This is a genomic window from uncultured Cyclobacterium sp. (assembly GCF_963977555.1).
Taxonomy (GTDB): domain Bacteria; phylum Bacteroidota; class Bacteroidia; order Cytophagales; family Cyclobacteriaceae; genus Cyclobacterium.
The window spans coordinates 1-14,216 of sequence record NZ_CAXBPD010000024.1; the positions used below are offsets into that span (position 1 = coordinate 1).

A 14,216-nucleotide genomic window follows, 5' to 3' on the forward strand; every position below is an offset into this window, starting at 1 on the left:
CTAAAAATTAAAAATTGTACTATTCTACTTGCTTTAATCTTAGAATACGGGGCGACATTTCTGTAGCCCCGGGTTTTTAACCCGGGGTATAAGAAATTGAAAATCTCTGATTTTGGCGGTATTGTTGCCTATTTATTAGCAACAATACTGACAAAATCATCACGCCATTAAGCTGCAAAATATTATTTATAAACCTGAGTTCGACCCAATTTCATGGAAAATCATCATGCTTAAGAAATGCTTTGAGTGGATCCTTCGACATCCCTCAATAGGCTCAGTTGCCAACCTTGAGTGGGACTGCCACACCCTTTCCCTCCGCCTTAGCCAACCTAAAAGGGTTCGCAGTGACCATTATTCGCTTTTGATACGATCTTAATTTGAACCCAGGCATCAATAACCCTCATTTTGTTCCATTACTCCTGGCGCTGCCAATTGGATTTGCTCATAGGGTATTGGAAAATATTTCATATAATCTTGAGCATTTAAATTTTGGATCACCGCCTGTTCTGTTGAAGGGTTGTACTCACTTTCAAGTTGAGTTAAAGCTGTAGTAAATCTACCCGTACGCACCAGGTCAAACCACCTGTTGTTTTCAACTGCCAATTCAAGTCTTCTTTCCAATAACAGTTTGTCCATGAACAATTCCGGGCTAGCAATTTCATCCAAGGTGTAATTATGGTCCGAATCTCCAAATGCCCTTTCTCTGATGCTATTCAACTGCACCAGGGCAGTTTCTTGATCCCCTAATTGGTAAAGCGCTTCGGAATAAAGCAATACCATGTCGGCCAATCTCAAAACAGGCAAATCCAATCCTGAACTACTGATATTATCGATGGGAATGATAAACTTGTTGAAATAAGGGAACCAAAAAGGTTCATCCTCAGGAGCAGAAGAGAAGGTACGCTGCCATTCTGTGATGGTTACACTAAACCTGGAATCCTCAGGATCATAGGCCTTATGCAGATTCCATGTTGGTCTTCCAACCCTGCTACCATTGTTGATAACTCCCATAACCCCTGCAGTAGGTGCCAAAGCATAAGTTAGGGTATGTCCATTGGTGCCTTCCAAATAAGGTAAGGAAAAAATGGATTCAGCATTTACCTCGGTTTCTATGCGAAAGAGGTCTTTAAAATCAGGCAACAATTCATAATCGTAATCTGCGAACAACCTTTCCAATAAGGTTTTAGCCTCCGCCCATTTTTCCTCATAAACTTTCACTTTAGCTAATAGTGCAATGGCTGCTGCTTTAGATACCCTTCCTTGTTCGGAAGTAAAAGGGAGTTTAGAAATTGCCTCATTTAGGTCACTATTGATTAGTGCATAAATCTCAGCTTCAGTAGCTCTAGGAACCTGTCTGGACGCTGCCACCTCGATAATACTTGTCACAGCTGGCACACCGCCAAAAATCCTTACCAGATCAAAGTAAAAATATGCCCTCATGAACTTGGCTTCACCAGTATGTTGGTCTTTTAATTCAGCACTGTAATCTGCAGGCACATCAATATTTGCCAAAACAGTATTTGCTCTAAAAATACCATTATAGGTATCCTTCCAAAAGACATTCAATCTTGGATTTTCAGGGCTAACATCAAGCAAACCTATTTCTGCCATACCTGGTGAGGTGGCAAAATAGTAGCCATACATATTGTCCGATGGAATTTCCATCAACTCATAGTCCGTCGGAAACCTTGATTGTAACCGATTGTAAATGCCCAAAACGGCCAAGTCCAGGTCATTCGAATTTTCAAAAGCGTTGACATTGGTCAATAATGATTCTGGAATCGGGTTGAGCAGATCATCATGACAGGAAGTAAAGCTTAGCAAAATCGCTAATGCGCTTAGTATATTTAATTTGTAAGTTTTCATTTTTCTATTTTTTCGTGCCTGTACCAATCAAAAGCCAATGTTAAGTCCCAGAACAAAAGTCCTATTTAGGGGTTCTGAACCAAGATTTACCCCAGGCGTACTGCTTATGCCTGAAACTTCTCCTCTTGTCGTTCCCTCGGGATTGTAGGCATGATTATTTTTATTGGTGATTACCAATAAATTATTAACAGAAGCATATAGCCTCAAACTTTTAATTCCTGCTCCCGCGGAGAAATTTGGGAAGGTATAACCTAAGTTTATGCTTCTTACATTTAAATAGGAAGCATCCTCCAAGTAAAAGTCATTGTTGGTATTGTAACCGAATAATTGACTCAAAGCTGCCGCTGGATTAGTACCATTTCCAGGTTCCTCTTCAGACCACCATTGGTCTTCTACCAATGATCTTCTCATTGCACCAAGTGTATTCCCTTCGTAATATTGATTTTCGGCATTGAACATTTTAGCGCCTAAAGAAGCTTGCATAAAAACACTCAAATCAAATTGTTTCCAGTAAAACTCATTTGAAAAACCCAATAGCATTTTAGGCTGGAAACTTCCTAAGACCACTTTGTCTTCAGGATCTATCTTACCATCCTTGTTGGTGTCTTCAAATATTGGGTTGCCTGGTTTGGTACCAGCAAGACTAGGGGTTTGAGAAATTTGTTCTTCATTTTGAAAAACGCCTATAGACTGGTACCCATAATAAGAAAACATTGGTTCTCCTTCTCTCAATAGAAAATCCATGGACCAATAGGTATTGATTCGTTCATCCACTTCGCCCAGATCTGTCACTTCATTTTTATTCATTGAAAGGTTAAAGGAAGAATTCCATTTGAACTCTCCTACCAGATTTCTCGTATCGATCTCTACATCCAGTCCACTGTTTCTTACTTCACCTACATTGTTTATGATACTACTAAAACCAGTTATTGCCGGAGTATTTACATTGTACAACATACCTGTGGTTAAGTTGTCATAATAATCCACATTTAAGCTAAACCTGTTTTGAAAAAAGCTAATCTCAAATCCAAAATCATAGCCCTTGGTTTTCTCCCAGGAGAGCCTTGGGTTTGCCATGGAGTTTTGAACAATCCCATTCACCAATAAATTATTGGGTGAATAACTTACTGAACCCACAGAACCTAAGTACTGAAAATTTCCGATGTTAAAATTCCCTGTAACACCATAACTGGCCCTCAATTTAAAATCTGAAATATTCGGGATGTTTTTTATGAACTCTTCTTCCGAAAGTCTCCATGCAGCTGAAAGGGAAGGGAAATTCCCCCATTTATTTTCCGGCCCAAACCTAGAACTCCCATCACGTCTGAAAGAGCCCTCTAAAAGGTATTTATCATTGTAAGCGTAGTTTACCCTAGCAAAATAAGAAACCAGGCCCCATTCAGATTTTGATTGGGTAGTATTGGCGGGGTTGATAATGGCATTGTTTAGGGTTTTTACCTTATCGTTATTAAATGAATTGGGTATGGCATACATGGCCAGTGATCTGGAAGTGGAATTTTGATAAGAAGCACCTAGCAAACCCCCAACATTGTGAACTTCATTAAACGTTTTGGTATAATTCAATACATTCTCATTCACTAGGTTTATACTTCTTGAATCAGAGACATTACCATTGGTATTTACACGTGTATCTCCAATTCCACCGCTCCAATAATCATTGTTGACAAAGGAAATATTCGTACCTACAGATGTTTTGAAGCTAAGTCCATCCATCAGGTCTAAATTAATAAAGGCTCTACCTATGTTGGTGAAAACATTGGAATTATTCTCTGTTCCATAAAGGTAAACATAGGGACTAGCTTGTCCAGAGTGACCAGTTGGGATATAATCATAGGTCCGTGGATACTTTCCATCAATATAATCAGGGCTTACAAATGGTGGATATTTTACCAGGGAAACCATATTAGACCCTGCATACCTTGTTTTAGAATAGGATGGGCTCAATTCCATTCCTAAACTTATCATTTCATTGATTTTTACATCCACATTGGCCCTAAAACTGTATTTCTTATAGCCAGAAGTTTTTAACACCCCTTCTTCATCCATATAAGTACCTGACAAGTAATACTTAGTATTTTCCGTACCTCCAGAAAGGGAAATATTGTGGTTTTGGATGGTAGCTGCTTTTATCACCTCATCCTGCCAAATGGTTTGAGGAAGTTCTTTGGTCAGTGGATTGACCTGGTAAGTCAATGGCCTCCGTGGATCTCCCCAAATAGGAATGGAAGTATCTCCCCCAGCCCAGGCAAATTCCCTGTTCTGGTATTTGGTCAAATAGCTATGCCATTCGTCTCCTGTCAACCAGTCGTCATGAACAATGGCATTGGACATGCCGAAATAAGAATTGATTTTTAATTCAGGTTTTTGGGACGACCCTCTTTTAGTTGTAACCAATATCACTCCACCTGCACCTCTTGAACCATAAATCGCAGTAGATGAAGCATCCTTTAGCACCTCAATGGATTCCACATCATTCATGTTCAATTGACCTAAGCTTCCTCCCGGAAAGCCATCGATAACTACCAAAGGGTCATTTCCCGCACTTATGGAACCAAGTCCACGAACCCTTATGTCAGGCGCGTCACCCGGCCGGTTACTGGTATTGGTAACATTAACGCCAGCCATTCTACCTGCGAGAACATTCTCAAGCCTTCCAACCGGCAATTGATCAAGGTTTTGGTTTTCTAATTTAGAAATAGATGAGGTAACAGAAGTTTTCTTTCTTGTTCCATAACCAATTACCACAACTTCATCCAGGTCTGATTGCTCTGGAACAAGGTTGATAGCAAAGGTCTGTCGATTGTTTACCGCTACCTCTTGCCTTTCAAAGCCTACGAAAGAGAATACTAAAACAGCACCATTTGCTGGTACATTTAGACTAAAGGCCCCATCTATATCTGTGACCGTTCCAACATTGCTATTTTTGACCAATATATTCACACCAGGAAGTGTTTCATTCCTATCAGCATCAGTAACTGTTCCTGAAACAGTACGTTGTTGTGCATGGGTCGTTGAGGAAATCCCTGAACCCAAAATTAAGATCATTGTTAGTACCCCTAAATAAAAAAGGTGGTTGACCTCACTAAGAACGGGAAGGAATATTTCCCTCCCCATTTTTCCATTGTATCTTTTTTTCAAAGCAGATTGATTTAAGTGGTTAAATTATACTTATATAAAGATCATTTTGGTTATGAAACCCAAAAATTATTATTTGAATAAATTCCATATTTAGAATTATATACTACATAGAAGGAAATTTAAACATTAATCATCTTTTCGGTTACGTTACCTTAAATTTATTAAATATTATTTTATTAACAAATAAATTTTATCTGTTTTACTTAATTATAGATTAAATTAAATTTTACCATTCAAGGAGTATAAAAAATAACTTTTCAAAGTATTAAAGTGATGAATGGACTATTTTAGGTAATTCATTTTCGGAAAAATCAAATTAAATATTTAAAGGGGTTCTGTGTGATTTTTTACTTAAAAACAAATAATTTAAGGGCATACTGGCATCATTACCTTGTTCCCTCTGTTCATTTTTTCCTTGATGAAAAAACGAACCAAAAAAATCAAGGCTATCAAATTTTATTTCAAATGATGGGATATCCTTCAGAGAATAGATCTCTTTTACGTAGCCATCATTTGATTTTTGAAGCAGGATTCAAGGCTAAAAATGAGTGGATCTCCTTGTGGGAGTTAACTCATTTTCTTAACGCCTTCCACCCTTCACCAAAAACCATAACCTTTGAAGGCCGGTAAAACCTATTATATTATGCTTTCAAAGAAATCTACGATTACCAATAGGGGTATTTTCTATTCGATGACCATAAACAAGTTGCCAAATCAATTTTTTAATCATAAAAATCAAAAATTAAATACACCTTTTTATTTTCAACATTGCTGACAAAACCCCAACACTACCTAACGTTACTTTTCTTATGTAGTAGAATCCGGTATTATGAAAAAAAATTATAACCCTTCCAACCTTTTGAATCTATTCTGACTCTTTTATATACACAGACGAAAAATGAGTATACCTAAGCCAGACGCAACACTAATAAAAAGGATCAATCAAAATGACCGAAATGCACAATTTCAGCTTTTTGAAATGACGAAAGGAATGTTGTACTCAACTTGCTTTAGAATACTCAGTGATGAAGAAGAAGCCCATGACATCTTACAAGATGTATATGTAGCCGTTTTTCAGAACATTAGAAAACTTAAAAATCCTGAAGCCCTGATCTCTTGGATGAAGACCATAGCCGTTAGAAAGGCTATAAATCGTAGTAGAAAGAAAATCTATTTCGAACCAGTAGAAAACCATGAAGTGGACACCACTGAGGCATTCGACTCCTGGTTTGATACAGAACTACTGGATCAGGCAATTTTGAGTCTTCCCAATGGGGCCAAGGCTGTTTTTCTACTCACTGCCGTGGAAGGCTATTCGCATAAGGAAGCTGCAAAACTTCTTAATATTTCAGTGAGCACCTCAAAATCTCAGTTGCACTATGCCAAAACGTTATTAAAAAGTCGAATCACTAAGCTCTTAAAGGCATGAAAACACACAACCCAAACCCAGAGCTATGGAATAAAATTTTAGAAAAAAAAACCTTCGAGAAGCAACTTGGTGAAAACATTAAAAAGCTTCCTGTCCTGGAACCCAATACCGAGATTTGGGAGCAAATTGAACAAAGGCTCGATGATCAACCAAAAAAGGTGCTAATCTGGTATTATTTAGGTGCAGCGGCTGTAGCCATATCCCTGTTATTTTCAGGAATTGGCTTCTTCCTATCCTTTCAGGGTGACGATAAAACACCTTTAATAACAGAAAAACCAAAGTTTAATGCTCCTGATAATTATTTAGCACCTGAAGTATTAATTTCAAGGGAAAGGATCCCTGAAAAAATAGCAACAAATGAACTACCTTCTACTAAGGTGAACATTTCCCCACCAATTAATCGCAAGAAAATAGAATCGATTACAGCTGGTGGAATGCCATTGCCCCCGGTCCAATTCAAAACAACGTTCACTATAAATAAAATAACTATTCAGCCTCCTATGGTAGCCAACAAAAATACTTACCATGAAGTGAAAATTACTTGGGAAGTAGCAAAACCCAAATCAGGAGGCTCTCCTTTTGGTAGAAAAGAAAAAATACATATAGAAGAGGCCATTTACCCGACGGCCACTATTCAAGTAAAATTTAATAAATCAAAAAACTAATATTCTAAATTCTATAGTTATGAAAAGATCAATTCAATTGTCTTTATTGGCATTGCTATGCGCAATCCATTTTGAAATCCTTGCTCAGGAAGTAGAAAACCAATTGCCTAAAAACACCCAAGACTGGATAGACGAAGACTGGCCAATTACTGACTCTTTAGCATTTGAACTTCCAAATCAAGGAAAACTCCTATTACTGTTCAATTCTGATGAGCACAACCCAGAGGACTTAACATTAAAATTTAAGCCCATTCTTAAAAAAGCAACTGAATTCCCAGAGTTTAAAACCATTACCTACAGGCTAGCCGAAGCATTTCCACAGACAAGTGTGGACAGAGTCATTCTCAACATTGAAAAAAAATATGTCCCTTATGTAGATCGGCTAGAATTGACTTTTCCAGTTGGGCTTGATTATACGGGAGGCTATTTCACACCTGAGATAGGGTTTAGGAGTAAAATTTCTTGGAGAAAATTTGATATAGGGGCTTCGATTACCAATTCTGTTTTTTTTCCAGGAAAGATTGAAAACAAGGTATCGGTCAATCACAATTGGTTTTTAAATGCTGAATTCAGCTGGGAACTTTTCAATCCCAAATCCAACAATAAAAACATGATAGGCATTGGCTACCTTTTGAATGATGAAAAAAGTCAGCTTTTTGACAAAACAACTGTTAAAGCTTTTTACCGGAGACAAGTCAGCCAGGTCATTTCTATTCAGGTAGGGCTAGTTGGAACAAATAACCTGAATACATTTTACCCAACAATAGGAGTACGATTTTGGTAAGAAAAACCAAGGCCCTAAAGTTTAAGCATAAATACTTACTCCTAAAACCGTCATTTCGAAACCAAACATTTTCGAAATGCAGAAATTGAAATGACGATGTGTATTTTCAAATTATTGAACATCAATTACTTAAATAAAAACGTTATCGATAGACTTTGCTGGGGCTTTGGGTAGAGGAAGTCGAAGGAATCTAAATTGGACTGCCACACCCTTCCCCCAACTTAGACCCACAAAAAAAAGTTAGTACAACTTGTCTCCTAAATTTAACCCTTCTTGGGTGAAAACACCCTAGCTCAGGGTACATGCAAATGGTTGGAAGTTTAATGGTCTTCAATATTTAGATTATTTATTACTAATATTCCAGAAAAAATGCCAACCTACTCTACTACCTAAAGTTATTTTTGACAGCCCTTTGGAGCCGAAAATTACATCTATACAGAACACCCTGAAATCATAACGCCCCCTCTCTTGAAAAATAACCATTATAGTATCGAAAAGTGATATCGATAACATCAACCCATCTATTCTAAATGAAAAATAAAAAAATGAGAATAATTCTCTTTTAAAGCAGCGCCTTTTTAATCAAATAAGTACTAAATTAACGGTTTTGTAGACTTTAAGAAAAATTAGGTATATATTTTTTTTAGGAGGAAAAAATTTTTAATATGCATTATAGAAAAGAAAATCAAAAAGAAGCAAAAATCACCCTAATACCCTTCTTAATTTAATAAAATTAGCAAAAAACAGTATAAAATATCTTATATCACACTAAAAACATAATTATACAAAATATTAAATTGAAACTTTAAATAAATTAATAACCGTTCATCACTAAAATAATTGCCTATGCGTTAAAAATTAACAACCCAAAACCTAGATTTAAAGAAAGGAATCCTTTCAAATCAAAAACAATTAACAATAATCCATTATGAAAAGAAAATTACTCAATCGACTAGTGATGAAACCGATATCATCTCTAGCGACTTTAGTCTTGTGCTTGTTTTCAGGGAGTCTATTGGCTCAACAAACAAGTTTAGACAAGAACATAAAAAATATCGAACAAAATTCAATAGCGACTGCCTCCAATAAGAGTGTAAGGAAGTCGGTAACTGCAGATTTGTTTGATGTTACGATATCAGGAACTGTTACTGATAACAATGGTCAGCCTATTCCAGGTGCGACAATATCTGTACCAGGAACCTCAATAGGAACGGCAACCGACCTGGATGGTAAATACACGCTCACCGTTCCTGACAATTCATCTGTCGTTATTTCTTTTATTGGCTTTGAGAGCCAAACAATAGAAGTGGGCAATCAATCTACAATTGATGTAGCACTTACCATGAGCACACAGGCTTTGGATGAAGTCGTTGTAATTGGTTATGGTACCCAAAAGAAGAAAGACCTTACAGGAGCTGTAATCAATGTGCAGGCTGAAGAGGTAATGAAATACAAACCTACCTCTGTTTCTGAAATCTTAAGAACAACAGTACCAGGTTTGAGTGTAGGTTACTCCACGAGCGCTAAGAATGTACCTGAATTTAATGTTCGTGGCGATGCTTCTATCAAAGCTGATTTGGATGGTGATGGTGATAGAGAAGAAGAAAGGGCTGCCAACCGTCCACTTATTGTACTAGATGGTGTAATATTTAGAGGTGACCTTGCAGAAATCAACCCAAACACCATAGAAAGTGTGGATGTTTTGAAGGATGCGAGTGCTGCTGCCGTTTATGGTTCTCAAGCGACCAATGGTGTAGTAATATTTACCACCAAAAGAGGTGAATATGGCAAACCTCAAATCACTTTCAGTTCAAGAGTTGGATTAATAACAGGTGCTAGGAGGCAACAGACTCACCAAGGTGGTGAAGATGTATTGAATTGGTTGACAGACATGAATGAGACCATTACAAACACCATTACTGAGCCATGGACCAGATTCAGGGATTATAATAGCATAGATCCGCAATACCAAGACGATTGGTTGGCTGCCAATGGTATACCAGGTGAAACTGACCCTGCTAAAATCGATTTGGCTAGGATTAATAACTTTGGTTTTTGGGAAAATGAAATTGAGAATTACCAAAACGGCGTTTCTTATGACTGGCAGGATTTCTTATTTCATACAGGTGTAAGACAGGATTATGACGTTAGTGTATCAGGAAGAAATGAAAGGGTATCCTATTATTACTCTTTGGGATACAGTAACAGGGAGTCTGTTCAAATTGGAGAGTCATTTGAAACCATCACTTCTCGTTTAAATTTGGATGTGAATTTAGCGGAGTTTTTCACCATTGGTGCAAATACCTCCTTCACTTACCAAAATGAAGGACAAGAAGCAGTTAGCAATGGAAGTTTCAGGGTATTTTCCCCATACGACCAACCTTGGAAGAATGGCATGCCAAGAACCAGAGAAAATCTAAATGATCAGGCGGCAGGATCAAATCTATCTAACCCCTATCAGGATCCATCTTGGAACACCAGAAGCTATTCCAGGTTTATGATCAATCCTACTTTATATGCTTCAGTTAACTTACCGGGAAACTTTACGCTAAGAACGGATTACACTCCACGATTTGATGTTTACAAAAGATTTGACTTGGATGAAAAAGGAAATCCTCAAAGGGCTGTAGATGCTGCTGAAAGAAGATACAATGATTACTTTTCTTGGCAATCCAACACCACCCTGAACTGGAACAAGGAATTTGGAGAGCATAGAATTAACTTCACTGGATTATACAATGCGGAAAGGAATCAAAGATGGGAAACCAGAGCAATGACCAATAACTTTTCTCCTACTGCAGCACTTGGGTATCATGCCTTACAACTTGGCTTAAATCCTACTATGTCTTCCTATGACGAAGTAAATTCAAGAACAGGTTTAATGGGTAGGGTAAATTATGCCTACAGTGACAAATACAATTTCTCAGCTTCCATCAGAAGAGATGGTTACTCTAGATTTGGTTTGCAAAACATCTATGGTAATTTCCCTTCCGTTTCTGGAGCTTGGACCATTAGCAATGAAGACTTTATGCAAAACAAATCAACACTTAATTACTTAAAGTTAAGATTGAGTTATGGGGTTAATGGAAACAGTAGTGGATTGCAGGATTACAATGCTTATGCCCAGTTAAGTAATGGTGTATTTTTGAACTATGATGGTGGGTATATACCTACACCTTATACAGAAATCACTAGAATAGCTAACCCTATGTTATCATGGGAACGAACCGGTTCTTTTAATGTAGGTTTGGATTTTGGTCTTTTCAGCGATAGGCTAAGCGGTTCTTTGGATGTGTATCAGTCAGAAACAAGAGACTTGCTATTGGATCAAAAGCTACCTGAGCTTACCGGATTTGAATCCGTTAAAACCAACGTGGGAAATTTACAGAATCGAGGCTTTGATTTGGGTTTAAATTCTATTAATGTCTCTACTGCTAACGTTGCTTGGACCACTGCTTTTAATGTTACTTATCGCGTAAATAAAATCACTACATTAGGTAATGAACCGATTTCCATGACTGACAGTGAAGGTAACACAGAAATGAGAGAGCCGGATGATTTGCAAAATGGATGGTTTATAGGTGAAAACAAGGACATTATTTGGGATTGGGAGCTAGATGGCGTATACCAATTGGGAGAAGAAGCCGAAGCTGCGGAATATGGCCTATTTCCGGGTGATTTCAGGTTTGTTGATCAGGATGGAGATGGTGACATCGACATTGATGACAAGGTCTTCCTAGGACTAACCAATAACCCTTGGTACATCACATTAAGAAATGATGTAGAATACAAGAACTTTGATTTAGGTGTAATATTCTTAGCCAGATTGGGGTACAAGGGCGGTACTTCTGAACCTTTCAACAATTCCCAGCAGTATATCAAAAACAAAAACTGGTATGACATCCCATATTGGACCCCCCTTAACGGGCAAAATGATTTTGCCAGAATTAATTCAATCAATTTGGGTGGTGGCAATGCTTGGTTAAGCCAGTCTTATGTTAGGCTTCAAAATATTTCAGTGGGTTATAGTTTGCCTCAAAATATTTTAGAAAAGGTCAAAGCAAACAGGGTAAGACTAGCAGTGAACATTGAAAATGTTGCAGTATTTACTCCTTGGATTAAGGAATTAGGCGATCCTGAATCTGCCAGAGAAATGCCAAGAACTTATTCATTTAGTTTGGATGTAACTTTCTAAAACTAAATACCATTACAGTTTTAGGAACACAAATTAAAAAAAGAAAGAAATGAAAAAGATAAATATATTTAAAGGGATAATACTTCCCGTATTCTTGATATTTTCGTTCTCCTGTAACGAAGATTTCTTGGATGAAAAACCACTGTCTTTCCTAAGTCCTGAAAACACATTTGTAGATGCTTCCGGGTTACAAACCGCTTTAGATGCAGCCTATAGAGGTGTTTTTAGTCAATGGAATGGGGATACCCGGGAATTGATGTTCAATAGCAATATGAGTGACGCCTCTGTAGTATCTGCTACAGATAAACCGGATGCATTTGTTGACTTGCGGGTATATGCTACCCCTACCAATAGTAGAAACAATGATGCTGGTCGGGCAAGGTCTTTTTATGCTGACAATTATGATCATATCAAGAAAGCGAATACCGTAATCGATTATATAGATATTCCTGAATGGGAAAATGGGTCTAATAATGAAGAAAGAAACCATTTATTGGGTTCCGCTTATTTCCTTAGGGCTTTCTTCTACATGCAATTGACCATGGATTTCGGTAATGTAGCCTTTCCACTTAACGTTGTAGCTGAAGCAAGAAGAGATTTTAAAGCCTTTAATATGCAGGGTATATGGGATCAGATGATTGTGGATTTGGAATATGCAGAACAACATGTAAAACCAAAGAGCCAATTGGCAGTAGGTCAGGCACCAAAAGACGCTGTACGTGTTTTATTGGCGAAGTATTACATGCTAAACCTTCGTTTTGCTGATGCTGAACAATTAATGGATGATGTAATCAACGGAGGAGAATCTCAACTTTTCACTGACGACATGATTCCAAACGACGTAGTAGAAGTGGAAGTAGCAAATACGGACAATCCTAATACTGGAAATCCATTGCCCGGACGTAGTGGATATGCGCCTGCTGATGCCGTTAATTACTTACACATGGACAGGGGGGCACAAAAAACCAGTAATCCGGAAGGGATTTGGTTGGTTGTCAATGAGCCATTTGTTTTGGGTACACAGGGTAGGTCTGCAAGGATCAGGGCTTGGGGACCAAACTTTGTAAGTACAAACCTTGGTGTATGGGAGCCTGGTACTACCAGAACTGGTACTGATGTACAGCAGTCTACTAGCGACGAAAGAGGTAGGATGATGAAAAAATGGGGTAGAGGTCAGGGATTTGCCCGACCTACCAATTATTCACAATACGAAATATGGAATTTCAAAGGTAAATTTGATGAACAAGATTACCGTCACAAGGACCTTAACTGGTTTGAAATGGAGGATGTTTTATATGACAACCCTTCCTTATTGGAAGATGGAAGTGAATATTATTTAAAGCCTCTTCGTCTGTATGATGACAATGGCAATTTAACTTGCCAAGATACCATTAGATGTTGGTTCGGTTACCCAAGGTACAAGTTTTATTCCGTTAACCAGGAATCCAGACCTGACAGACAAGATGGTGGTAAGATGGACATGTACATCATGCGAATTGCTGAAGCCTATTTGGTGAGAGCAGAAGCTCGTTACTGGCAAGACAACTTTGCCGGTGTTGCTGAAGACATCAACACCATTCGTCAAAGAGCCAATGCCATAGACCTGTATACAATTGCCGATATCCAAACAGATGGTATTGGTGCTGTATTGGATGAAAGAAATAGAGAATTATTCGGCGAAGAATACCGTCATGATGAATTGGTTCGTATTTCTGTAATTTTCGCTAAAACAGGCAAAATGGCTTATAATGGAAAAACTTATTCCATATCTGGCAATGATATAGAGAAATCTATTTCAGCGAGTAGTTTCTATTATGACAGAATGATGGAGAAAAACAATTTCTTTAGAGACGAGGTACCTTGGGCTACCTATAATACCACCAAGTATACCATGGATCCTATGCATGTTTATTGGCCTGTTTATCAACCTTACCTTGTAGGTAATGTGGAAGCCACATTAAATCAAACTACGGGTTATAACGGTTCTGAAGACAATATTGAACCCTTAGTTCATGTGGTACAACCTGCAGGTGTTCCTAATGTGGACCCTATGGAAGCCCTTAGTGAATAATATTTACCATTTATAAATTAATTCCCCTGATGTCATTACTTCGTCAG

At 37.9% G+C, this 14,216-nt stretch carries 7 protein-coding genes; 5 read left to right on the top strand and 2 right to left on the bottom strand.

Going from position 1 to position 14,216, the window contains the following annotated elements; genetic code table 11:
• Positions 1 to 390: 390 nt before the first annotated feature.
• Positions 391 to 1,866: a RagB/SusD family nutrient uptake outer membrane protein gene (locus AAC073_RS22045; RefSeq protein ID WP_339925987.1), complete on the bottom strand. Its 1,476-nt coding sequence runs from the start codon at positions 1,864 to 1,866 to the stop codon at positions 391 to 393.
• A gap of 27 nt (positions 1,867 to 1,893) precedes the next feature.
• A complete protein-coding gene (locus AAC073_RS22050) occupies positions 1,894 to 5,025 on the bottom strand; it encodes a TonB-dependent receptor (RefSeq protein ID WP_339925988.1) in 3,132 nt (1,043 codons plus the stop codon).
• An 898-nt stretch (positions 5,026 to 5,923) separates the two neighbouring features.
• Here AAC073_RS22050 and AAC073_RS22055 point away from each other — a divergent pair.
• The 5 genes from AAC073_RS22055 (at position 5,924) to AAC073_RS22075 (ending at position 14,169) form a co-directional block, all read left to right on the top strand.
• Positions 5,924 to 6,454, top strand: coding sequence for an RNA polymerase sigma factor (locus tag AAC073_RS22055; RefSeq protein WP_339925989.1), 531 nt, complete (start codon positions 5,924 to 5,926; stop codon positions 6,452 to 6,454).
• On the top strand, positions 6,451 to 7,119 hold the full coding sequence (locus tag AAC073_RS22060; protein WP_339925990.1) for a hypothetical protein: 669 nt from the start codon (positions 6,451 to 6,453) through the stop codon (positions 7,117 to 7,119). The genes AAC073_RS22055 and AAC073_RS22060 overlap by 4 nt, the downstream gene beginning before the upstream one ends.
• Before the next feature lie 19 nt (positions 7,120 to 7,138).
• On the top strand, positions 7,139 to 7,903 hold the full coding sequence (locus tag AAC073_RS22065) for a hypothetical protein (protein ID WP_339925991.1): 765 nt from the start codon (positions 7,139 to 7,141) through the stop codon (positions 7,901 to 7,903).
• Between the two features lie 928 nt (positions 7,904 to 8,831).
• Entirely contained in the window at positions 8,832 to 12,098 is a 3,267-nt protein-coding gene (locus AAC073_RS22070; protein WP_339925992.1) for a SusC/RagA family TonB-linked outer membrane protein, read from the top strand.
• 49 nt (positions 12,099 to 12,147) lie between these two features.
• Positions 12,148 to 14,169, top strand: a complete 2,022-nt coding sequence (locus AAC073_RS22075; RefSeq protein WP_339925993.1) for a RagB/SusD family nutrient uptake outer membrane protein — start codon at positions 12,148 to 12,150, stop codon at positions 14,167 to 14,169.
• Positions 14,170 to 14,216: the final 47 nt, after the last annotated feature.